Source organism: Shewanella sp. ULN5, from assembly GCF_030731885.1.
GTDB lineage: Bacteria > Pseudomonadota > Gammaproteobacteria > Enterobacterales > Shewanellaceae > Shewanella > Shewanella holmiensis.
On sequence record NZ_JAPJEE010000001.1, the window covers coordinates 377,403 to 402,059 of the forward strand.

General features: G+C 39.9%; 21 protein-coding genes and 1 other annotated feature. Of the genes, 9 read left to right on the plus strand and 12 right to left on the minus strand.

The window, feature by feature from the left end; genetic code table 11:
• Positions 1-129 precede the first annotated feature (129 nt).
• The 5 genes from ORI98_RS01660 to ORI98_RS01680 all read left to right on the plus strand — a co-directional run bounded on the left by ORI98_RS01660 (position 130) and on the right by ORI98_RS01680 (position 7,263).
• Positions 130-2,496 (plus strand): phosphoketolase family protein, encoded by a 2,367-nt coding sequence (locus tag ORI98_RS01660; RefSeq protein ID WP_261297579.1) that lies wholly within the window; start codon positions 130-132, stop codon positions 2,494-2,496.
• Between the two features lie 372 nt (positions 2,497-2,868).
• Positions 2,869-3,981 (plus strand): OmpA family protein, encoded by a 1,113-nt coding sequence (locus tag ORI98_RS01665; RefSeq protein WP_306134001.1) that lies wholly within the window; start codon positions 2,869-2,871, stop codon positions 3,979-3,981.
• A 293-nt stretch (positions 3,982-4,274) separates the two neighbouring features.
• Positions 4,275-5,228, plus strand: a complete 954-nt coding sequence (gene tal / locus ORI98_RS01670; RefSeq protein WP_261297577.1) for a transaldolase — start codon at positions 4,275-4,277, stop codon at positions 5,226-5,228.
• Between the two features lie 17 nt (positions 5,229-5,245).
• Complete coding sequence (gene pgi / locus ORI98_RS01675) at positions 5,246-6,880, plus strand: glucose-6-phosphate isomerase (RefSeq protein WP_306134002.1); 1,635 nt, start codon at positions 5,246-5,248, stop codon at positions 6,878-6,880.
• Positions 6,881-7,077: 197 nt separating this feature from the next.
• Positions 7,078-7,263: a DUF3545 family protein gene (locus ORI98_RS01680; protein WP_261297575.1), complete on the plus strand. Its 186-nt coding sequence runs from the start codon at positions 7,078-7,080 to the stop codon at positions 7,261-7,263.
• 126 nt (positions 7,264-7,389) lie between these two features.
• On the opposite strand, the gene ORI98_RS01685 is transcribed toward ORI98_RS01680, so the two are convergent.
• The 4 genes from ORI98_RS01685 to thrA all read right to left on the minus strand — a co-directional run bounded on the left by ORI98_RS01685 (position 7,390) and on the right by thrA (position 12,885).
• Complete coding sequence (locus ORI98_RS01685; RefSeq protein WP_261297574.1) at positions 7,390-7,941, minus strand: hemerythrin domain-containing protein; 552 nt, start codon at positions 7,939-7,941, stop codon at positions 7,390-7,392.
• 206 nt (positions 7,942-8,147) lie between these two features.
• Positions 8,148-9,431 (minus strand): threonine synthase, encoded by a 1,284-nt coding sequence (gene thrC, locus ORI98_RS01690; protein ID WP_261297573.1) that lies wholly within the window; start codon positions 9,429-9,431, stop codon positions 8,148-8,150.
• Between the two features lie 35 nt (positions 9,432-9,466).
• Complete coding sequence (gene thrB, locus ORI98_RS01695; RefSeq protein ID WP_306134003.1) at positions 9,467-10,417, minus strand: homoserine kinase; 951 nt, start codon at positions 10,415-10,417, stop codon at positions 9,467-9,469.
• On the minus strand, positions 10,417-12,885 hold the full coding sequence (thrA, locus tag ORI98_RS01700) for a bifunctional aspartate kinase/homoserine dehydrogenase I (protein WP_306134004.1): 2,469 nt from the start codon (positions 12,883-12,885) through the stop codon (positions 10,417-10,419). The genes thrB and thrA overlap by 1 nt, the downstream gene beginning before the upstream one ends.
• A 697-nt stretch (positions 12,886-13,582) precedes the next feature.
• Between thrA and slyD the strand changes: the two genes are divergently transcribed.
• A complete protein-coding gene (gene slyD / locus ORI98_RS01705) occupies positions 13,583-14,143 on the plus strand; it encodes a peptidylprolyl isomerase (protein WP_261297570.1) in 561 nt (186 codons plus the stop codon).
• A gap of 760 nt (positions 14,144-14,903) precedes the next feature.
• On the opposite strand, the gene trpR is transcribed toward slyD, so the two are convergent.
• Positions 14,904-15,179 (minus strand): trp operon repressor, encoded by a 276-nt coding sequence (trpR, locus tag ORI98_RS01715; RefSeq protein WP_306134006.1) that lies wholly within the window; start codon positions 15,177-15,179, stop codon positions 14,904-14,906.
• 364 nt (positions 15,180-15,543) lie between these two features.
• Between trpR and ORI98_RS01720 the strand changes: the two genes are divergently transcribed.
• Positions 15,544-15,993 (plus strand): cytochrome c, encoded by a 450-nt coding sequence (locus ORI98_RS01720; RefSeq protein ID WP_306134007.1) that lies wholly within the window; start codon positions 15,544-15,546, stop codon positions 15,991-15,993.
• Between the two features lie 91 nt (positions 15,994-16,084).
• Here ORI98_RS01720 and ORI98_RS01725 read toward each other — a convergent pair whose 3' ends face one another.
• Positions 16,085-16,750, minus strand: a complete 666-nt coding sequence (locus ORI98_RS01725) for a cytochrome b/b6 domain-containing protein (protein WP_306134008.1) — start codon at positions 16,748-16,750, stop codon at positions 16,085-16,087.
• Between the two features lie 374 nt (positions 16,751-17,124).
• Here ORI98_RS01725 and hpf point away from each other — a divergent pair, with 374 nt between their 5' ends.
• Both hpf and ORI98_RS01735 read left to right on the plus strand, forming a co-directional pair.
• Positions 17,125-17,475, plus strand: a complete 351-nt coding sequence (gene hpf / locus ORI98_RS01730) for a ribosome hibernation-promoting factor, HPF/YfiA family (RefSeq protein ID WP_306134009.1) — start codon at positions 17,125-17,127, stop codon at positions 17,473-17,475.
• A 114-nt stretch (positions 17,476-17,589) separates the two neighbouring features.
• Positions 17,590-17,709 (plus strand) — a sequence feature (Phe leader region).
• A 48-nt stretch (positions 17,710-17,757) separates the two neighbouring features.
• On the plus strand, positions 17,758-19,698 hold the full coding sequence (locus ORI98_RS01735) for a chorismate mutase (RefSeq protein ID WP_306134010.1): 1,941 nt from the start codon (positions 17,758-17,760) through the stop codon (positions 19,696-19,698).
• A gap of 54 nt (positions 19,699-19,752) precedes the next feature.
• Here the strand turns inward: ORI98_RS01735 and ORI98_RS01740 are convergent, their stop codons facing one another.
• The 6 genes from ORI98_RS01740 to rimM all read right to left on the minus strand — a co-directional run bounded on the left by ORI98_RS01740 (position 19,753) and on the right by rimM (position 24,646).
• Positions 19,753-20,091, minus strand: coding sequence for a hypothetical protein (locus ORI98_RS01740; RefSeq protein WP_306134011.1), 339 nt, complete (start codon positions 20,089-20,091; stop codon positions 19,753-19,755).
• 128 nt (positions 20,092-20,219) lie between these two features.
• A complete protein-coding gene (gene tyrA / locus ORI98_RS01745) occupies positions 20,220-21,359 on the minus strand; it encodes a bifunctional chorismate mutase/prephenate dehydrogenase (RefSeq protein ID WP_261297621.1) in 1,140 nt (379 codons plus the stop codon).
• 11 nt (positions 21,360-21,370) lie between these two features.
• The gene (locus ORI98_RS01750) at positions 21,371-22,462 is read right to left on the minus strand and encodes a 3-deoxy-7-phosphoheptulonate synthase (protein ID WP_261297564.1); all 1,092 of its coding nucleotides are present in this window, start codon (positions 22,460-22,462) and stop codon (positions 21,371-21,373) included.
• Positions 22,463-22,965: 503 nt separating this feature from the next.
• Positions 22,966-23,319, minus strand: a complete 354-nt coding sequence (gene rplS / locus ORI98_RS01755) for a 50S ribosomal protein L19 (RefSeq protein ID WP_188740919.1) — start codon at positions 23,317-23,319, stop codon at positions 22,966-22,968.
• Positions 23,320-23,353: 34 nt separating this feature from the next.
• Positions 23,354-24,100, minus strand: a complete 747-nt coding sequence (gene trmD, locus ORI98_RS01760) for a tRNA (guanosine(37)-N1)-methyltransferase TrmD (protein ID WP_261297563.1) — start codon at positions 24,098-24,100, stop codon at positions 23,354-23,356.
• 15 nt (positions 24,101-24,115) lie between these two features.
• Positions 24,116-24,646 carry a ribosome maturation factor RimM gene (gene rimM, locus ORI98_RS01765; RefSeq protein WP_261297562.1) on the minus strand — a complete coding sequence of 177 codons (531 nt, stop codon included), beginning with the start codon at positions 24,644-24,646 and terminating at the stop codon, positions 24,116-24,118.
• Positions 24,647-24,657 lie beyond the last annotated feature (11 nt).

The window sequence follows — 24,657 nt, forward strand, 5'->3', positions numbered from 1 at the left end:
ACTGCTGTTTTTTTATCCCATCTGGTTAGCAAAAGTTTGAACCATCACACATTATTAACTGCAAAATAAGAATACAGTGTTCTTAAATTAAGACTAAATATTTTATATTTCACTATGTACGAGGCCACTATGACAACTGCTAATGAAATTATTGCTCTGAAAAAATATGTTAGAGCTACCAATTTTCTTGCTACTTCACAAATTTATCTTAAGCAAAATGTATTGTACAAACGCAAGCTTGAGCACACGGATATTAAGCCAAGATTATTAGGCCACTGGGGAACATGTCCTGGTATCAACTTTGTTTATGCCAACGTAAACCGTCTTATCGTTAAACATAACCGTGAATTCATTTATCTTGTTGGCCCAGGACATGGTTTCCCTGCAGTACAAGCTAACTTGTTTATGGAAGGTTCATTAAGCCATTTCTACCCAGAAACAATTCCTTTCACAGAAACGGGTATCGAAGATATCTGTAAGAAATTCTCAGCAGCTTACGGTTACCCATCACATGCTAACCCTGAAGCACCGGGACAAATTTTAGAAGGTGGTGAGCTAGGTTACTCATTATCCGTTGCTTGGGGCTCTGTTCTTGATAACCCCAATCTTATTGCAACCTGTTTAATCGGTGACGGTGAAGCAGAAACAGGTCCACTAGCTGCATCTTGGTATGCTAACCGATTAGTGTCTCCTGCTAATAACGGTGCGGTATTACCTATAGTGCATATCAATGGTTATAAAATTTCAGGTCCAACTCGTATGGGCCGAATGAGCCATGAAGAACTTGATTTAGAATTCCGTGGCCTTGGTTACCATCCAATCATTGTTGATGATGAACTTGATACTGACATCTATGAACAGATGACAGCAGCAATGGATTTATCTTATGACATGATCACAGATATTCAACGCCGAGCTCGTTCAGGTGAAGATGTCGTTAAGCCACGCTGGCCTGTCATTTTAATGAGAACAGCAAAAGGCTGGACTGGTACGTCAGAATACGCAGGCAAGAAACTTGAAGGTAACTGTGAATCGCACCAAGTTATTGTCAACAACTGTGCTACCGATAAAGGCCATTTAGAGGCGCTTGATCAATGGTTAGCCAGCTATAAATTTGATGAGTTAGTCCAAACTACAGAATCTGGCGAACTGGTCTTTGATAAAGACATTTTATCACTCGTGCCACCAAAAGATTTGTGTTGTGGCCGTCAACGCCTAAGCTACGGTGGTGAAGTGGTACGCGCATTAGCCAATCCTGATCTGGCTAAACTAGGTTATGGTCCTGAAACACCTCGCGGTCAACGTGGATACTCTATGTTGAAAATGGGCCAATGGATGCGTGATGCCTTCAAACTGAACCGCGATCAACGTAACCTGCGTATTTTTAGCCCTGATGAAACCTATTCAAACCAATTACAAGCTGTGTTTGAAGAAACAGATCGCGCATGGCAATGGCCTATTGAAAGCTGGGACGAAGATATGTCTCGTGATGGCCGAGTGATTGAGTTGTTATCTGAAAACTTACTTTTCGGTATGCTTCACGGTTACACTGTAACCGGTCGTCACGGCATGTTCCCAACGTATGAGGCTTTCTCTCAAGTTGTGTCATCAATGGCTGACCAATACTGTAAGTATGTGCATGCTAGCCAAGACATTCACTTCCGTAAGCCAATCCCTGCGTGTAACGTTGTGTTGTCTTCACTATTAGAACGCCAGGATCACAATGGTTATTCTCACCAGAATCCGTCATTCTTGGGCGCAATGTTAGAGAAACATCCAAACATTATCTCTGCTTATTTACCAGCAGATGCTAACAGCACTCTGGTTTATACTGAACGCGCATATGCAGACCGAGATAAATTAAACATTATCGTAGCGGGTAAAAAATCACTACCACAATGGTTATCATTAGAAGAAGCGCGTAAGCAGGCTAAAGATGGCATCATGGTGTGGGATTTCGCATCGGATGAAAATCCAGATGTAGTACTAGCTGGTTGTGGTGATTATGCCACTCAAGAATGTATGGCTTCACTCGTACTCATCCGTGAGATTTTACCTAGAGTGCGCATCCGTTTTGTGAGTGTATCTGAACTCCACAGCAGTGGCCTTGGCAGCCTTAAATTCCAAAGCAAGCCTTGGATGATGGATGAAGTCTTCACTGAAGATAAAGGCGTGGTATTCAACTACCATGGTTATCCAAATACTATCAAAAAACTCGTATTTGATTATAAAGGTAACCGCCGTTTCCGTATTAAAGGTTATGAAGAAGAAGGTTCAACCACCACACCATTCGATATGGGTGTACGTAACGGGACTTCTCGTTATCACTTAGTGATAGATATGGCCTATAAGTTGTTCCAACAAGGCGTGATTGACGAAACACAACATGTTCGCATAACAACAGACATGCTTCAGCGTTTGGTTGACCATAAGAACTACATCAAAGCAAATGGTGTTGACCCTGAAGAAATTGAAAACTGGGTATGGACAAGATAAGCGTTTTATTCAGTATTAATTAAACGCCATACAAATAATACTTAATCAAATAAATGCGTCCCATGGGCGCATTTATTATTTGAGGACACTTTATTAAAACGCCCCCTCTATCAGCAACATAATTCTAACACCCAGCACAACCCCCCCCAAAAAATGTAAAATAAACTGAAGATGTCAATCCCCTAACTCTGCCTTTATTTTAACGTTAAACATAAATTAATCATTTTTACTATGGCAAATCACTCAATTAGCAACGATAATTACGCCGCTGACTAAAACATAATGGATTCACCTATCAAGTGTCAGCTTCACATGTTTATAACAAACTAGAAGCATGTGTATTGGTGAAGTAAAATAACAAAGGACTTATAAATGATGAAGAACACATTAAAAGTAGTATTACTCACCTCTATGTTACCTTTTGCTGCATCTGCAGCAGAAGGAATGTCTCCTTGGTATGTAGGTGGCGGTTTAGGCGTAAACAACTACGAGCCAAACTGTGACCAAAAAACCATGAAAGTATGTGGCGAAGACGACCCGTATGCATGGGATGTATTCGGCGGATACTTATTCAATGATTATTTCGGTGTGGAATTAGGTTACCGTGACCTAGGCCGTGCTGAATGGGTTGACTACAGCAACAAATTAAATGATGTTGGTGCTCGTGGTATGACTTTAGGTTTAGTTGCGTTTTACCCATTTGCTGACAAATGGTCTTTATCAGCAGAAGCTGGTGCAATGAACTACCTAATTTCTAACAAAAAGCAGTGGAACACTGAATACTATAGCGACAGTGGTATTGCACCATATGTTGGCGCTGGTATCGGTTACAACTTCACTGAAAACCTAAAGTTAGCAGCTAAGTACCGTCGTTATGAAAACTTAGACGAAGAAAAGTGGAACACACTTTCTATGGAAAGCAACTACTGGGGTCTTGAACTAAGCTACCGCTTTGGCTCTGCCGCCCCTGCTGCTGTTGCCGCTCCAGTTGTTGCAGCTGTAGCTGCTGATGTTGATTCAGACAATGATGGTGTTGTTGATCGTTTAGACAAATGCCCTAACACACCAAGCGACCATAAAGTAGATGCTACAGGTTGTACAGTATATGAAATGGCAACAACTAAGCATGACTTAGGTGGCATTTTATTCGCTAACAACTCTTCTGTGATCAATCAATCTTCATATGCTGATATCGAAAAGTTAGCAAACTACATGAAGAAAAATCCAGAGCACACAGTGATCATTGAAGGTCATGCTTCAAATGTTGGTAAAGCGTCATACAACATGACACTTTCTGAGCGTCGTGCTAACTCTGTTGCACAAGCTTTAGAAAGCAAATATGGTATCAGCAGCAACCGCATCAAGTCTGTTGGTTATGGTATCACTAAGCCTATCGTTGAAGGCAACACAGCTGAAGCGCATAAGCAAAACCGTCGTATCGAAGCTATCGTTACCGGTACTGAAAAGCGCGCTGTACTAAAATAATTTAGTCTATAACGCTAAAATAAAAAGCCGCTGATTTCAGCGGCTTTTTTGTTTTATGAACAATCTAAAACACCATAAATTGTTGCTTTAAACCTAATTAGCATACTAGATATTTAAGCTAAGTTATTTCATCCGTAATTAAATACGGAATTAAGCAACAATAAAAAACCGAATTTAAGTAAAAAGTTGTAATTTTTCGTAATTTTTTTACAAAACAAGTTGGAATAAAGGGTAAAATCGCTTCTAATAAAGGGATTGAAACATTCATTTTGCTTATCGAGAGGAAACGTTACATGGCCAACGCACTCACTCAACTCAAATCATTTACCACAATTGTTGCAGATACAGGTGACATTGAGGCAATCAAACGTTATCAACCAGAAGATGCGACCACCAATCCATCATTGATTTTGAAAGCCGCACAAATTCCTGAGTATGCCTCTTTAATCGATAATGCTGTTGCTTGGGCAAAAAGCCAAAGTAACGATCAAGCTCAACAAATTGAAGATGCTGGTGATAAACTTGCCGTTAACATTGGCGTTGAGATCCTAAAACTTGTCCCTGGTCGTATTTCAACTGAAGTAGATGCGCGCCTTTCTTTCGACAAGCAAGGTTCTATTAATAAGGCGCATAAGCTTATCAAGCTTTATAAAGAAGCTGGAATTGATAAATCCCGCATCCTAATCAAACTAGCTTCAACCTGGGAAGGTATCTGCGCAGCGAAAGAGCTAGAACAGGAAGGCATTAACTGTAACCTCACCTTATTATTTAGTTTTGCTCAAGCAAGAGCCTGTGCTGAAGCTGGTGTTTATCTTATTTCTCCTTTCGTAGGCCGTATTCTTGATTGGTACAAAAAAGATACCGGCAAAGACTACACCGCAGAAACGGATCCTGGTGTGATTTCTGTTACTGAAATCTATGATTATTACAAACAACATGGCTATAGCACCGTAGTGATGGGAGCGAGCTTCCGTAATATCGGTGAGATTATTGAATTAGCAGGTTGCGATCGCTTAACCATTGGACCTGCTCTATTAGAAGAGTTAGCCAATACTGATGTCATTGTGACTGAAAAACTTAAAGTGGTCTCGGCATCATCAACTGCGCCGACTGCGCTAACAGAAGCAGAGTTCCGTTGGGCATTCAACGAAGATGCTATGGCAGTGGATAAATTAGCCGAAGGGATCAGAAACTTTGCAGTCGACCAAGGTAAACTTGAGGTCATGCTAAAAGAGAAATTAAGCTAAACAAGGACTGTAAATTAATGACTCAATTAACACAATCAGCCACATGGCAACAATTAGCCACTCATACTGCGGCATTACCGCACATGCGTGAGTTATTTGAGAAGAATGACCAACGCTTTGATGCAATGCACTTGAAGAGTTGTGGGCTATTACTGGATTATTCAAAAAACCGTGTAAATGAAGAGACATTGGCATTATTGTTCAAACTTGCCAATGAAGCACAGTTAACAGATAAAATTGCTGGCATGTTCTCGGGTGACATCATTAATAACACCGAGCAACGCGCGGTATTGCATACAGCTCTTCGCAGTAAAGCTTCGCAAACCATCAACGCTGAGGGACAAAATATTGTGCCTGAAGTGCAACAAACCTTGGCTAAAATGGCAGAGTTTGTAGAACAAGTTCAAAGCGGACAATGGACGGGTTATACGGGTAAAGCCATCACTGACATCGTCAGTATTGGTATTGGTGGATCTTTTCTTGGGCCTAAAATTGTCACCCAAGCTTTGCGACCTTATTGGAAAGGCTTAAATTGTCACTTTGTGGCCAATGTTGACGCCACTTCGATTTGCGAGAAGTTAAAAGGATTAAACGCAGAAACCACTCTGTTTGTTATGTCGTCAAAGTCCTTTGGTACCCAAGAAACACTCACAAATACATTAAGTGCCAAAGAGTGGTTTTTAGCTCAAGGCGCATCGCAGCAAGACGTAGCACAGCACTTTGTTGCCGTCACATCTAATGTGGCCAAAGCTACTGAATTTGGAATGGATGCTAACAACATCTTCCCTATGTGGGATTGGGTTGGTGGACGTTATTCATTATGGTCAGCCATTGGATTACCTATTGCACTTGTTATTGGTATGGATAACTTTAAAGAACTGTTATCTGGTGCCTTTGACATGGACCAACATTTTCAGCAAGCTCCTCTAGAACACAACATGCCTGTGATCATGGGGATGCTATCTGTGTTGTATAGCAACTTTCATGGCGCCCAATCTCATGTGATTTTAACTTACGATCACTATTTACGTGGTTTACCTGCTTATTTCCAACAACTGGATATGGAAAGCAACGGCAAGTCCGTTACCTTGAATGGCACAGCGGTAGATTACAGTACTGGCCCAGTTATATGGGGAGGCGAAGGTACAAATGGTCAACATGCTTATCATCAGCTGTTACACCAAGGTACTGCACTGATCCCTGCTGACTTTATTTTGCCACTACAAAGTCATAATCCGCTCGGTGAGCATCACAATCAGCTAGCATCAAATTGCTTCGGTCAAACCCAAGCGTTAATGCAAGGTCGTACCTACGAAGAAGCATTAGCCGAAATGAGCTCAAGTAAGCTTGATGATGCTCAAAAGCAGCTTATTGCTAAACATAAAGTGATGACTGGCAATAAACCTAGCAATACTTTATTGATGGATAAGTTAACGCCACCGACCTTAGGTGCATTAATTGCACTGTATGAACACAGAACGTTTGTTCAAGGGATAATTTGGCAAATCAATTCATTTGATCAATGGGGTGTGGAATTAGGAAAAGTACTCGGCAATGATGTACTAGACCGAATCGGGGCCGAAAATGACGCTCAAGCGTTAGATTGTTCCAGCAATTCTTTAATCAATTTGTATCGTCAAGGACAGATTTAATCACTAAAAAAGCCAGCGAAAGCTGGCTTTTTATGAGTTTGAATTTAGCAATTTCAGCATAGAATCCTAGCGAGTGATTTATTTATTCATCAAAGCTTAACCTCAGGTTAACATTAATGAAACATAACTATTGCACCCTATGATGGAAATATGTTATTTATCTGCATAGAGACATCATAATAACAAGGGAGGTTACCATGGATCGTTTAGATTATGGTTGTGCGTTAGATGAAGTTGTTGAAAGACCAAGCCGTACAAAAAGTTCAAACAAAAAACGTAAATGGCGCGAGATTGAAGCAATTAAAGATAAGCAGCGCTTACTGAAAGAGTTACAAGATATTGATGACTCTTTCGAATTTGATGCAAATACTTTAGTATTATAAATATTAGCTCAAGTGAATATTTATTCAATTATGCATGAATATAAAAGAGCACCCTAGGGTGCTCTTTTTGATCTATCTACTTGTACTCTATCAGACTTAATCTAATAGGGAATTACGACAAATGCGCTATAACTTCATCTTTTTATCGACATTGGCAATATACGTGCGAAGATCATCAAAAATTGCATTATCATTTTCACTAAATAGTGGATCATCAACTAGTTTTTTCTGGCATAAATGTTCAATTTTCTGCCAATCTTCCCCATCCAATGATTTAGCAAAATGAGGAAATATTTCTTGTTCCTCAAACTGCATATGTGCAACTTGGAGCTTAATATAATTGGCTAAATCATTAATTAACTTCTCTCTTGAAATCACGATATCAGAAAGGATCATATTTAAACTGTACATTAAAGAACCTGATACCTGGGCCAGCTTGTCATGTTCATCATGAAGCTGCTCACTGTTTGGCACTGACATTTTTTTTACGTAATATTGATAGGTAATATCTTCTAATGGGTGGTGGCTGTGTTCAGCATAACCTTGCATATACTCAACAATGTCTCTAACAAGGTTAAAGTTAACTGCTTCACCTTCAATTAATCGGTTATTTTTATTGCTGAGTATGTCCAATAATATGGCTATATGTTGGTGATCTCGCTTTAATCGCTTAAGCATAGTCTTCTCCGTCATGTAAACCTCACTAGTCTATATTTTAGTCAAAACTCATAGTATTTCCCAATCTACTCTATTGATAAATATTAGTTATGACCAAGATCATGTTCTAGAAAAATATCTCAATCCCCTAAAACAAAAAAACACTCAAAAAGTTGAGTGTTTTTTAAATAGCAAATCAATTATTAATCGAGTCTAACTCGCAAGATTTAACGAAGCGTAGCAAATAAATGAGATTTTAACTGACTGAAATCAGCATCCAATTCAACTGATAGAATTGGCTTATTCGCTACGGCTTCTAGTTCAGGAGGAAGCGGTAAGTCAACTTGTAACTCACGATCAACAACATCTTTGAATTTCGCAGGGTGAGCCGTGCCTAAAAAGATACCGTATTCATCTTTAGCCAGCAATTGACGTAAACCCTGAGCGGCAATTGCAGCATGCGGCTCTGATTGATAACCTAATTGATAAAGATTTTTTAGTGCTTCTGAGGTTTGTAATTCATTCAACGCTAAGCCTGTAATATCAGATAACGGCCAGCCCATTTGCTGACAAATCGCTTCTACTCGAGGCCAATTACTTGGCTCGGACACATCCATTGCATTAGACATAGTTGCCACTGTATCGTGCGGAGCCCAATCCCCATTTTCAAGATAGCGCGGCACTGTATCGTTGCTATTGGTTGCAGCAATAAAACGTTTGATTGGCAAGCCCATAGCTTTGGCAAACAAGCCTGCGGTTAAATTACCAAAGTTTCCGCTAGGCACCGATACCACAAAGTTTTCATGACCTGCTTTTTTGGCTTGGGCAATCGCTTCAAAGTAATAACATATCTGCGCTAACAAGCGGCTAATATTGATTGAATTTGCCGAGTTTAATGCCAGCCCTTCGCGCACTTCCGCATCATCAAATGCTTGCTTAACGAGATGTTGGCAGGCATCAAAATCAGAATTCACCGCCACTGTATGGATGTTTTTACCTAAAGTGGTGAACATCTTTTCCTGCAGCTCACTGATTTTCCCCTTAGGATACATCACCACAACTTGCACTTTGTCTAGCCCATAAAAAGCATCTGCTACTGCTGCGCCAGTATCGCCTGAAGTGGCAGTTAAAATGGTTAATCCTTTATCTGCTGACAATAAATTAACGCATTGAGCCATAAAGCGGGCTCCAAAGTCTTTAAATGCTAAAGTAGGGCCATGGAACAACTCTAAACAACTACGATGGTAATCAACCTCGGCAAGTGGCGCTTCAAAGGTAAATGCGTTATCCACTAAACCATCGACATTATCCTGACCTAACTCATTCGCAAGCCATGCGCCGAGTACCTTCTTACTGCGCTCAGCAAAAGGCATTGCCAACAAGTCATCAATATTGTTTAACACTGGAATTGATTTAGGAAAAAATAGCCCTCTATCTTTACCTAATCCCAACTGTACTGCTTGACTGAAGTTCACTTCCTGAGAAGGATGTTTTAAATTATATAATTGCATTACCATTACCTATAAAATTGAATACGGTTTGTCAGTTAAACGCGGCGAGTACCCTGTTCATCTAATTGACATACATGGGCAAAACCACCTTGTTCTGTCACATAATGTTGCTCTAACCACGCTTTCGCCTGTTGTGCTTTTTCTAATGAGTCGGTTACGCTAAATAAGGTTGGTCCGCTGCCGGATATCCCAGTTGTTAGCATTCCTTGCTGTTGCAGTGCTTCTCTAGCATCAAGGTAACCTGGGATCGCTGCTGCGCGATAAGGCTCTGCTAATACATCTTTAAGCACTTCAATCGCCATGTCTGCATCTTGCTGGTAACTGGCATGCACAAATGCACTCAAGTAACGACCAAACTCTATCGCCACAGCTTTATCGTATTGTGCTGGCAATAAGGCGCGCATTTTTGCAGTGGATAATGAAATACCAGGATATGCCACCACCCAATACCATTGCTTAAAGCTTGGAATAGGCGCGCACACTTTTTTAGCGGTGTTAAGCATCAGTTGCATACCGCCTAAGTAACATGGCGCCACGTTATCATAATGAATACTACCTGATATTTGCCCTTCAAATTCGCCCATTAATAGCAATAGCGCTTGTTGGTCAAATGGCTGTTTAAAATGTTCATTCAAGGCATAAAGTGCAGCAACAACCGAGCTAGCACTAGAACCTAAGCCACTGCCTACGGGTAAATTTTTCTCTAATACTAATTTTACCCCGTCGGTTCGCTGTAATTTCTCAAGAAAAAATACTGCACATTGATAGACGATATTTTCAGTCAAATTGGTTGGCAGTTTATGTGCCCAAGCCCCGACTTGCTCAAATTCAACACCTGTATCGATATTGCTAATTGTGACACGGTCACCTAACAAACTGCCATCGATTGGGGCTAACGCCGCCCCTAACAAATCAAAGCCTACGCCGACATTTCCCATAGAGGCTGGTGCATAGACAGTGATTGCTGCTTGATTACTTTTATCCATTACAGCCCTACCTCACGTGTCCAATTAAGTGTTCTTAATACATCGGCAAAGACACCTGCAGCAGTCACGTCAGTACCGGCGCCGTATCCACGTAATACAAAGGGAATAGGTTGATAATAACGGCTATAAAATGCAAGGGCATTCTCGCCACCTTTTACGCTGTATAATGGATCGTTTGCATCAACTTCTATTATGCGAACATGACACTTGCCTTCGTCGATTTGGCCAACATAGCGCAACACTTTACCTTCGGCTTGCGCTTTGAGTACACGCTCTGAAACTTGAGCATCTAAGCTAGGCAATTTAGCCATAAATGCGTCCACATCACCGCTATCATCAAAATCATTTGGTAAAACCGATTCAATGTTGATATCGCTTAACTCTAACGCTAAGCCGACCTCCCGGGCTAATATCAGCACTTTGCGAGCAACGTCCATTCCGCTTAAATCATCACGAGGATCAGGTTCTGTAAAGCATTTATCACGAGCAATTGATGTAGCTTGCGACAAACTCATGCCCTCATCCAGCATACCGAAAATATACGATAATGAACCTGATAAAATACCATTAAACTTATGCAGTTTATCACCCGCACATAAAAGCTTTTTCAAATTATCAATCACGGGTAGGCCTGCACCCACGGTTGTTTCATATAAAAATTGACGACGTTGCTCTAAACTAACTTTGCGTAATGATTGATAAAACGCATAATCCCGAGTGTTGGCCTTTTTATTAGGAGTAACCACATGGAAACCAGCATTCATCACATCTAAATAGCGGTCGGAAACTGCAGCGCTTGAGGTACAATCTACTAATACTGGATTGAGTAATTGCTGCTCTTGCCCAAACGCTAGTAAGGCATTTAAATCATATGCTTGAGCATTATCACTTATTAATCCTTGCCAATTGGATAAATCAACGCCATTACTATCGAGTAGCATTTGACGTGAATTAGCAATTCCGCAAACGCGAATGCTGATATGTTGCTCTTTGAGCATTTCATTCTGTTGTTTTATTTGCTCAAGCAGTCCAGCTCCCACATTCCCCGCGCCAACTAAGAACACATCAACATATTGCTGCACATCAAAGAAAGCTTGATGACAAGCACCTATGGCATGCTTAGTTTTACCTTGCTGAATGACCGTCGATATTGAACGCTCAGAAGACCCCTGGGCAATCGCTATGATATTAACGCTCGCTTTGGCCAGCGCACTGAAAAACTTAGCCGCAACGCCTTTATGAGTTTTCATCCCATCGCCAATCAAGGACACAATCGCTAAACCTTGACGTAACTCGATAGGTTCTAACAGTTCAGACTTTATTTCTAATTCAAACTCTTGTTCTAATGACCATTTAGCTTTAGCTGCTTCGCTGGTTGCCACACAAAAACTAATGCTGTATTCAGAAGAACTTTGCGTAATAAGCGATACCGAAATACCACTACGTGAAATAGCCGCCAATGTTCGGCTGGCCATCCCAACCATGCCTTTCATACCAGGGCCTGATACGTTAAACATTGTTTGATCGTCAAGATTCGAAATGGCCTTAACTTGCAGTCCCGTTTTATCGGCATCGTTAGACACTAATGTGCCTGGTGCAGATGGGTTAAAACTGTTTTTGATGTAACAAGGAATATGATATTGAGCAATAGGAGCAATTGTTTTAGGGTGCAAGACTTTTGCACCAAAATAAGAAAGTTCCATGGCTTCTTGATAGCTGAGCTGTGACAATAACTTCGCGTCGGTCACCACTCTAGGGTCTGTATTGTAAACGCCGTCAACATCAGTCCAAATCTCACAACTTGAGGCATCTAAACATGCCGCCAGTACTGCTGCAGAATAATCAGAACCATTACGACCTAAGGTGACAATTTTTCCATGGGCGTCCGCAGCAGTGAAACCCGGCATCACCCAGACTCTGTAATCATTTAAAGGCAGCACAGAGAAACGTGGCTTACTTACATTAATATCCACAACAGACTCTAAAGGCTGTCCATGTGCAAGGAATAACGACACAGGATCTAATTGTGCTGATGTAATCCCCTTCGCGAGCATAACTTGTTCCATTAATGCCGCAGATAAGCGCTCACCAGACACCACGATTGCAGCTCTTACTGAATCAGGGCATTCACCCAATAAGCAAATCCCTTCTAGCTTATGTTTCCATTGCAGCATTTGATCATTTAACTTCACTTGCAGCACAGCCTGCTGCGCTGAAGATAACAATTGTTCGCTTGCTTGTGCATATAGAGTATTAAATATGGTATCGATATGCTGAACAACAGCCTGATATGATTCACCCTTTACCGCTAAATCAACCATCTCTAACAGCGCATTAGTAATAGTTGCTGGTGCTGAAAGTACGGTTGCTACAGGTTCTAACTTAGAAGACTCAGCAATAATATCTGCCGCCATTAAAAAACGCGGCCAATTTGCTAAAGATGTACCACCAAATTTCATTACTTTCATATCGTCTTCTCCAGTCAAATACATGACATCAATGCAAAAATTTATAATAAAAAAGCCCGCTTCCTTTTTAGGGAAGCGGGCTTTTTATTGAATTCTTTTTAGGATGTATCAGCCCGCCCCCACTATGGTAATAGTGGTGGTTGTAATAATTGTTGTAATCACAACGTGCTTATATGCTGACATCTTGCTCACTTACTAAATTCAGGTTCGAAGCTCTATACGTAATCTTACTCGTTTACGTAGCGCCTTATTGACTAATGCTTACAGAATTGCTTTTTTAGCACTATATTGTCAACCCCGCTTGCCTATTTATTTACATATTAACTAACATTTAAGTTGATTTATTTAAGATTACATATTTCACAATCTGAAACATCAATACAATTAGCAATGAAACCAAGTAAACACTTCATTTACGCTAACGTAAACGCGAAGAATGGTAGATTTAAAAACTGTATATTTTTCATATACTAAAGCAAAATATGGGCTAAAAACCTATTTATCTACCGCTTAATGATACTTAATATGTTAACAAGAAAGCTTAAACCCTTTTCATTTTGGTAAATCAACGTCCAAGATCAAAATAATTAGAATTTAAAGCATTTAATCACTAGAAATTTAGCAAAACCTGATGTAAATCATCGCAGCAAAAATAAAAAAAATGTATTATGCGCCGATATCAGCTATTGGAGTCTTTATGAAAATCTCAAAACATGCAGCAGTAACTATTCATTACCGCCTAAGCGATGCTCAAGGTCAATTGTTGGAAAGCTCTTTTGATGCTGAGCCAATGATTTATTTACAAGGCACTGAAAACCTTATTCCTGGTCTAGAAGCAGAATTAGAAGGTAAAGTTGCTGGTGATAAATTTGAAGCAACTATTCCAGCAGAACAAGCCTATGGCGAATATCACGAGGGCTTAAAACAAGAAGTCCCTTTAGCCGCTTTTGGTGATATCGAAGATATCGTACCGGGTATGCGCTTTATTGCAGAAACAGAAATGGGCCAACGTCCAGTGCAAGTTACCGAAATCAAAGATGATACCGTTGTTGTTGATGGTAATCACCCTCTTGCTGGTCAAGCTTTAACCTTCAATGTTGAAGTTGTTGATGTTCGCGAAGCTACAGCTGAAGAAATTGCTCACGGTCATATTCATGCCCACGGCGGCAGTTGTGGCGGTGGTCATGATCACGACCATGAACCATGTGACACTCAAAAACCTGGATGTGATGGCAATGGCGGCTGCGGTTGCCACTAACACCATATAAGCGTCAAAACTGATTAAGACTAGTTGGTGATAATAATCACACTAGGATCAGTAAAAAGGATGAAATCTATAGAGGTCGCAGGCTAAAAAATAGCCTGCGACTTTTTTTATAGGCTATAATTAATACAAGTGCAGTCGGTAAAACAGACGCGTCCTAAACCGTGTTACGTACACTTTTTCCCATGTTTTTGATTACGGAAGATTTTATGAACTTTGGGCAGTGAACGAGACTTTTAATCGTAATAATAATTAATGAGCAGCGACGGAGTGCTTATGTTAATTAAACCTGTATACGAGCTTTTACCTTACACTTACATCGTAATTGGTGGTGTAAGCGTGCTAATGCTGCAACAACAGTATGCGATAGCCGCCGCCATTTTGCTTTATTTATTAGGAGCCCGAATTTATAACCTTCGCTCTGAGAATCGACGAACGGATATAAAACGCAAGCGTAGGGAAGGTTTCATACCTGACTGGTTGTATGCCTATATGCCATTTTTGTACATATTGTCGGCCGCATTGCTTTATCGTTTTTACCCTAAAGACTCTAGTGCGCTATTGGCCATCTGTTTATTGACCTTCGGTACATATTTATTACTTAGAAGATCTACTTACAGGAGGCACAAAATTCCCGCCTTAAGGGTCTAAGCATTCACAGTAAGAATGATATAAACAACAAAACCGCTTGATATTACCAAGCGGTTTGTTCATTTTGTTCAGTTTTGCTAAGTTTATATTTATTGTCAATAACTTATAAAATCAACTTTTGTACTTGTTCACGCTGCTCTACTGACATATTTTTAAGATAATTTGAACAACGGGTAATAGTCGCAATACTCACCTGATACTCAGCAGCAATTTGTCTTTGACTTAACTCTCCAGCCAATAAGGTTTGAAACACCTTTAGTCGCCCAGCTATCGCGCTACGTTCTTCTTCTGTTAGTAATAATCGAAATAAAACGGCTAAATCATCATGATTCGAATGAGTCAAAATTTTCTCGACTACTAAACTCCAGTTCGCTCTCATAGTTGTTCTCTTTAATAAAGTCATATAGATAATAACAAGTAACCCGCTGAAAGCAAAAGCTAGCCGTAAAGTAATAGGCCTTACATTTATCGTGGATGATTATTTGTACCGAATATCAAAAGAAACTAATATGACCATAAAAATTAAATGACATAAAATCAGACAATTAATACCTGATTTTTTGTAAAGCATGGTTTAACATCCAACTTAAAATCGAGGTAAATCATTAATCTAAATGGCAAGCTGAACTCTAAAATTAAGCTTTGGTAAATTTCGCTCACATTCGGAAACAATCTAAACGTGATATCCGTTTGAAAATCTGTAAAATAATGTCATTACCCACCTAATAATTATAGAGAATATGATGAAAAAACTATTGATTGCAATGACTGCTACTGTATTGCTTGTACCAAGTGTTTATGCAAATAACTTTAAAGACACTGATCATGCAATTGACTACCGTAAATCGGCGTTTGGCCTAATCGCTTATAATTTTGGCGACATGGGTGCGATGCTTAAGGGTAAAAAAGACTTCGATGCCGCTGTATTTGCTAGTCGTGCAACCAATGTTGCTGCGCTTTCTAAAATTCCACATGAAGGATTTATCACTGGTTCGGATAAAGGTGATACCGATGCACTCGCTAAAATTTGGGCTGATAAAGCTGATTTTGATAGCAAGATGACTCAGTTCCAAGAAAATGCTGCTAAGTTAGCTGTTGCTGCACAGGGTAGCGACTTAGGTCAAATTAAAGATGCATTCGGTAATACAGGACAAAGCTGTAAAGGCTGTCATGATGTCTATAAGAAAGACTAAGCTAAATACCAAACTCTAAAATATTAAACCCCATACTCTTATTCAGAAATATGGGGTTTTTCATATCAAACCTAACAACATCTTACTGTATTTACATATATTTTACAGCATTGGCTAACACACTAAACCAAACACAAGCAAAGATAATCGCAAAAAGAACCAATCCAATCCAAGCTTGACGCATTTTAGGTTGTAGTCCTTCTTCTTTGAGATGTTTATAGCCAGTGAACATCGCCTTAATAAGATTCTCGCCTTTCAACAGATAAATCACCACAGCCAAAACGTGCATCGCAGAAAAGCCCAAAATAAGATTGAAATTTTGTTTATGCAGCCAAGTCATTGTGCTTGCGGTTGCAGATGAAACATAACTATAAAGTGGGCCTTCGGTGAAAATATCATCAGTTGCAAATAAACCGCTGACTAACTGAATTGTTAGCAAACTGAGTAACAAAAGTACCATATAACCTCCCATAGGATTATGACCTATGGATTCTGGCTTTTGTGGACTAGAGGCATATTGAATGACTTTTTTAGGGGAACGAACAAAGTGACTAAATCTAGCAGTATCACTCCCCATAATCCCCCAAATCAGACGAAAAGATAAAATCGCCATTAGAAGGTAAGCAAATACTTGATGAAGGCTCATTTCACCAGCATCAGCACTCCACCATAAACCAATAAGGAGAGCAAGCATGCTCCAATGAAAAACTCTTACAGGTAAGTCCCACACTTTGATTTTTTTCGACTGAGAATGCATCTAATAACTCGACTTGAATAAATGTTTAATCATTCGCCACTGCGAACCCCTTAGGTATTATAAAATTTTTTATATCAATTAGGTGAATTCGAAACGTAAAGAAATGTAAGAAATATTACGATTGATGTAGGCAGGGGGATTTTAACGAGAAATAAAGTCAAAAAATGAAAGCACGCTGAGTTGTTATCCATTCAAATATGCGCCTTAAAAAGTGGCTTTACAAGCGATTTTCAGTATCTTTTTAGTGAAAATGTCTAAGCGATCAAATTTGCTTCTCTCAGTAAAACCCTTATTGATTTGTGTGATATAGATCACATTTTATGTGCGATAACTTGGTAATCTGAACTTAAGCAATACAACAGAAGGTTCAAAATATGCTGAAAATCACTAGCAAGCAACTTGAAGTCACTGCCCCTATTCTTGAACGCATCGAAGGACAAATTGAAAAATTAACAAGACACAATATTCAATTAATTAATCCACATATCATCATCACGCAGGAAAAGCAGATCTTTAAGATAGAAGCCTCTATAGGCTTGCCAAGTGGAGAATTATTTGCCCAGGCGAAAAATGAAAACCTTTACGCAGCAATCACTGCAATGGGTAAAAAGCTGGAGAAACAGCTAAATCGCCTGACCGATAAACCCCAAGCTCAACGTCATGCTACATTTGAAAATGCAGAAGATGACTTTGAATATGTATATAAGGAGGAAACAGCAGCTTGATTTTATTATTAAACACACAGAGCGCATCCTCGGATGCGCTTTTTATTGCTCTTTTTGCAAAGTGAGTAATTTTACATTGACACTTATCAAGCTACGTTTTAGTTTTAAGCCATGAATCAAATATTACGTCGCGTTTTTATTTTCTTTTTTATGCAGCCCAAATAGGGAGGCGGTTTTTCTGTATCAAAAAGAAAATGAAAATACCAAAGCCTCCCAACGGGAGGCTTTTTAGTTTTTACTCGTAAATGAAGTAAATCAGTTAAATTATATTAAGAGGTGAGTATGAATAAACCACAAGGGTTAAATCTAACTCGAGAACAAATTACATCGTTGGATAACGAATTACTGACCTTACTCTCAAAACGTCGAGAATTAAGCCTTGAAGTAGCCCGTAGCAAAGAAGTCGATGTCAGACCTATCCGAGACACCCAAAGAGAGAAAGAGCTGTTAGAGCGTCTAGTACAGCAAGGACGCGAAAAAGGCCTTGATGCGCATTTTGTTATTTCGCTATATCAAAGCATTATTGAGGACTCTGTACTTAACCAACAAGCTTTTTTGCATAGTAGAGCAAACCCTGACACCCAAAAACAGCAATACACTGTAGCGTTTTTAGGGGCAAGAGGATCATACTCTTACTTAGCTGCAACACGTTATTGTGATCGACGCCAGGTCACTATGGTTGATTTTGGTTGTCAAAGCTTTGATGACATTGTCAACGCAGTAGAATCTGGCCATGCTGATTACGGTTTTTTACCCATAGAAAATACCTCTTCAGGATCAATCAATGAAGTTTATGACGTATTGCAACACACCAGTTTATCGATTGTTGGTGAAACCACCATTGAAGTCGGACATTGTTTACTGGCTAAACCTGGGGCAAACACGGCTGAAATTAGAACAGTTTATGCCCATCCACAACCCATTAGTCAGTGCAGTCGCTATTTAAGCCAACATCCTGAGTTTAAACTAGAGTACTGTTCCAGTAGTGCTGAGGCGATGGCGAAAGTGATTGAAGCGGATAATGCAAACGTTGCAGCTATTGGCAGTGCAGAAGGCGGTGCTTTATACAAACTAACCGCAATTGAAGATGGCCTTGCCAATCAAAAAATAAATCAAAGCCGTTTTATCGTGGTCGCCAGAAAAGCTGTCGGTGTACCGACACAGCTACCGGCAAAAACCACCTTAATTATGGCAACAGGTCAAAAACCAGGAGCGTTAGTTGAAGCCCTGTTAGTGTTAAAAGCCCATAACTTAAACATGTCGAAGCTTGAGTCAAGGCCAATACCTGGTACACCATGGGAAGAAATGTTTTATATCGACATCGATGGCAATCTTGCACATCAAGATGTTCAGCAAGCCATTAAGGAATTGGAACGTTTAACTCGCTTTATTAAAGTGCTTGGCTGTTACCCTTGCGAGTCGGTAAAACCAACTCAACTATCACAAGCTCAGCTGTTAATTGAACCCGATAGCTCCAAAAAAACTGAATTAACTACAACCAATACCAACATGTTAGAAGCAAAGTACAGTCGAAAATATAAATCACAAGACAGCGAAGTGCATTGCAAGCATTTGCAAGTTGGTGGCACTCACTTTGGCGCATTTCAATTTGTTAGTAATCCTCAAAATGAAACTGAATTAGCCAGTCTTGCAAAACAAAGTAAGGAAATGGGTTTTCAAGCCATTATTCTTCATCAGCCTTCAACTTTTATTGGTGATAGCAAGCTTAAAAAATATTTTCAAATTATCGAACAAGCTGGTCTTGTCAGTGTTATCTATGTTGAACACGAAGCCGACATCACCTGCAGCCACTTAGCTGATATGGTAATGTTAAGCGGCCAGAATATGTATAATCAGGATTTATTAGATCAGCTAGGATGTTTGAATCTGCCAATAATAATTGAGCGTAATCACATTGCCAGTTTAGAAGATTGGCTGTCCTCAGCGCAAACAGTGCTAACCAAAGGCAATCAACAGGTGATTCTGTGTGATTCTGGTATAAGAAGTTTTGCAAAACCCGATACTATAAACTTAGACTTGTCTTCATTAGTTGCGGTTAAGCAAACATGCCACTTGCCGATTATTTGTAACATTAGCAATGAAGACGAAACCTTAGGTTACAGCCAAGCTAAAGCAGCAAAACAGTTACAATCAAACGGGATTGTATTGTCCTACCCTAACACGACAGCCAGTAGCCGTTTACTCCACGATCTCTATCAATAGGTAAAAACAAAAATGCCGGTAAATACCGGCATTTTTTTATTGCTAAGTGATAACTTAAACCATCAAACCTTCATTTAAGCTTACCCAACCTTTAAATATGCGATAACTAAACCAACTGATACCAAGCAAGTACATGGTGATACTTAACCATGTAGGGTTGAAGCAATAACCGGCAATAAAGAAAGGGCATAAACCGATAATGCTTAGCCTCTGCCAGCGAAGGTGAGAACCAAGCAATGAATTAGGTTGAATGTTCTTCTGAATAAGATTAAGCCAAAAGCTAACTAATACGGGAATTAAAAATAACGGAAAAGCACTCATCATGGCATATAGAAAATGACCGACTATTTTATCTTGCGGTGTCGATGTAGACAGCATATTGGATGTTGTCATGGGCTCATCTCCATGGTGAATGATAAAAACTACACAAATTGCATCATGACAACACAATAATCTTTTCACAACACTATAAACATAAGCCCTAGACTAAATTTACGCAATCAACAAACGATGAAAAATGCTTAACCTGCTTTCATATCATTAACTGATTGCAACATCGCTCTGCTTTCATGTTGAAACTGTGGTGCAAAATCACCGAACCATTTTGCCACACGCTTAAACTCTTCTACAAATGTGCTTCTGTCGCCAGACTTTAACAATGCAAGCGCATTTCGATAGTTGTCTAAATAGTCACTAATCGCGTCTTGGCTTCCTTGTTGGGCAAAAATAATATCGGCATAAAGCTCAGGATCTTGAGCAAACAATCGCCCTACCATAGCCAGCTCTAATCGGTAAATTGGTGAACTAAACTGTAATAAAGTATCAATGTCTGCCTGCTCTTCACATAAATTCATGCCATACACAAAGCTAGAAAAGTGACGCATTGCCTGAACCAGTTGCATCGCTTTATCATGTTTGACCGGTTCAGCTTCAACAATTCTCGCCCCCCAAATAACTATTTGATCTAGCAGCCATTGATAAGCTTCAGCATGACGTCCATGACAAACCACAATGACTTGTTTGGCGAGACTGCCAACATCTGGACCGAACATAGGATGTAAACCAACGACAGGTCCTGTATGTGCACTAAGCATGGCTTCAACCGGTTGCTCTTTGATTGAAGTTAAATCCGCTAAAATACATGTTTCAGGTAGATTGGTGAGATGTTCTCGTATCACATTACAAGTGACTTTGATGGGAACAGTGACAATCACTAATCCAGCACCATCAAATAAGCTATTGGCACGGTGCCAATCATCTTTATCTAAGCTTTTCACTTGATAACCAGATAATGTTAGCATTTGGGTAAATAACTGCCCAAGCTGACCTTCGCCGCCCACAACCACTATATGACCTAAATCATGCTTGACCTGTTTAAAACCAACATCTTTTTCATTCAAATAAGATTCACGCATTAATCGACGTAGAATATCCTCAATCAGCTGTGGTGACACATTCATTTTTTGCGCTTCATCACGACGTTTTGCTAACATAGAAGCTTCACGTTGCGGAGCGTAAATTGGCACTCCGGCAGCATGCTTTACCGCACCAACTTGGGCGACTAAATCTAAACGTTTACGTAATAAATGAAGAAGTTGTTGATCAACCCCATCAATTAAATCGCGTAGTTTTTCTAAATCAGCGGTGGTTTTTTCGTTCATCATACTTTTCATTAACCATTAACAACTTGCAGCATATCGAATCGAGTCGGAAGCACTGCAGATAATTGGTTAGCGCCTTGTCGTAATATCGTTTCTGTGGTGGTCCAATCGATACAAGCATCTGTAACAGACACACCATATTCGAGTTCATTTAAAGGTTTATTCGTGCTTTGATTACCCGCATTTAAATGACTTTCTAGCATAACACCAATAATGGATTTATTGCCCTCAACAATTTGATTAAATACGTCTTCACATACTTGTTTTTGACGATTGTGATCCTTAGAGGAATTTCCATGGCTACAATCAACCACAAGCCGTGCATTTAGTTTGGCGTTGTGAATTTGTGTTTCACATTCTGCAACACTTTGTGCGTCATAGTTTGGTGAAATTCCACCACGTAGAATAATATGCCCATCAGGGTTACCTGCCGTTTGTAATAAACTGACCTGCCCTTCTTGGTTGATCCCCATAAAACGGTGACTGCTTGCAGCCGATTTTAATGCATTAATAGCAACATCTAACTTACCTTCGGTACCATTTTTGAAGCCAACAGGCATTGATAGCCCCGATGCCATTTCACGGTGAGTTTGTGACTCAGTTGTACGTGCACCAATTGCCGACCAGGTAACCAGTTCTGAGATATATTGCGGACTAATCGGATCGAGCGCTTCTGTCGCTACCGGTAATTCCAGCTCTGCTAGCCAAATCATCAACTCACGCGCCATTCTTAAGCCTTTTTCAACATCAAAAGACTCATCCATATTCGGATCATTGATTAAGCCTTTCCAACCAACAGTTGTACGAGGCTTTTCAAAATACACTCGCATTAAAATATAAAATTCATCACTGAGTTCATCATGTAATTTTTTGAGCTTCAATGCGTATTCTTTAGCTGCATCGATATCATGTATAGAACAAGGTCCTGTTACCACAAGTACACGGCTATCTCGCTTGTGTACAATATCCGCAACCGTTTTACGTGCATCTAAAATATAGCGATATGCATGTGCAGAAAGAGGTAACTCTTGCTTAAGTTGAGTCGGTGTAGAGAGCACTTGCTCAGAACTAATATGAACGTTGTTAATGGTATCTTGCTGCATGATATCAACTCACTTTTTATCTTTTAAAAGGCAACAATGTAAAGCTTGCTAACAGTAATTAACACCTTACATGTAATTTTGTAATGATACACCATTACATCTTAGCGCTAACTATGCCTGCGAGTCAGAATGATATCAAGGGTTATTTCAATCAAAATGTGAAAATGTTGTATTGACCCAAATGACGCGCCCATTTTTAGTAGATGTAACATATAAATAGATTTCTTTAACTTAACAATTTCAGCTGGTATGGCTAAATTAAAAAAGAAGTTAATAAAACTAAATGAAAGAGTAGCAAGATAGTGGCTTATCCACTTTTGATTGAATAATTTGCTTTTTTGCTTTTTTGCTTTTTTGCTTTTGTGCTTTTTTGAACGATATTGTTGATATACCGATAAAACCTAAAAATCATCGCACCTCTAGCCTCAAGTATAAAAACAAAAAACCGCCTTTCGGCGGTTAGTTGTGCGAACACTGCATCTTTTAAACTAAATTGATAACTATTACTTAGTTGCCAATTTTTCACGGATACGTGCAGATTTACCTGAACGCTCACGTAAGTAGTAAAGTTTAGCACGACGAACACGGCCGCGACGCTTAACTTCGATGCTAGCAATTAATGGGCTGTGCGTTTGGAAAGCACGCTCAACACCTTCACCATTAGAGATTTTACGAACTGTGAATGCAGAGTGCAAACCACGGTTACGTTTTGCGATAACGATACCTTCAAAAGCCTGAAGACGCTCTTTATCACCTTCTTTTACGCGAACTTGAACTACTACTGTATCACCAGCACCAAATTCAGGTACGTCTGTTTTCATTTGCTCATCGTTGAGCATTTTAATGATGTTGTTCATAACTTACTCCGTTCTAGAATAACTGAAGCGATGACTATTCGGACGTGTCCGTTTCGTTAATAAACTGCACTAATAGTGCTGTTTGTTCGTCAGTCAGAGCTAGATTTTCAAATATTTCTGGTCGTCGTAAAAAAGTTCTTCCGATACTTTGTTGCAACCGCCAGAGTCTAATTTTTTCGTGGTCGCCGCTTAGCAACACTGCTGGTACATCCATGCCATCTAAGTTTTCAGGGCGCGTGTAATGAGGACAATCCAGTAATCCATCAGAGAAAGAATCTTGCTCTGCTGAAGCTTGCTTACCTAGTACACCTGGTACTAAACGCGCCACTGAATCGATTAAAGTCATTGCTGGTATCTCACCGCCCGAAAGCACGTAATCACCAATTGACCACTCTTCATCCACTTCAGTTTGAATGATGCGCTCATCGATACCTTCGTAGCGACCACACACTAAAATCAAACTGTCTGATTTAGCTAACTCAGTTACGCCTTGCTGATCCAGCTTGCGTCCCTGAGGGGATAGATAAATCACTTTCGCTCTGTCACCCGCTGCAGCTTTTGCTGCATGAATGGCATCTCGTAAAGGTTGCACCATCATTAACATTCCAGGTCCACCACCGTAAGGGCGATCATCAACCGTGTTGTGTCTATCATGGGTGAAATCACGAGGATTCCACGTTTGCACCTCAAGCAGGCCGTTTTTTACGGCTCGACCCGTCACCCCAAAGTCTGTAACGGCACGAAACATCTCTGGAAACAGGGTTATAACCCCTAACCACATGTGTTGTACCTCGACTTAGAAGTCAGGATCCCAATCCACTGTTATCTGTTTACCTTGCAAATCCACTTTTAAAATGAATTGTTCAGGGACAAAGGGGATCATACGTTCCACTTTGCCAAAAGCATCTTTGGCATTAGCTTTAACAAGTAATACGTCGTTTGATCCTGTTTCCACGATCTGGTCAACAATACCCATGTTATAGCCGTTACTATTTGTCACTTCACATCCGATAAGATCTCGGTGATAAAATTCATCATCACTGAGTTCTTTCATTTGTTCAGGCATAATTGCAATTTCACAATTTGTGAGCATTTGCGCCTGTTCCCGTGACGATACTCCTTCAAGTTCTGCGATAATCGCTTTACCTTGTGAGCGCCACTGGCTGACTTTAACTTCACGCCATTCCCCTTGGTCATAAATGAGCCATGGAGAATAATCAAAAATGCCTTCAACAGAATCGGTATAGGCAGTGATTTTTAGCCAACCTTTAATGCCGTGACTTGCGCCTAATTTTCCCAGCACAATCGGCTGTTGGTTACTACTCATCAATCTATACC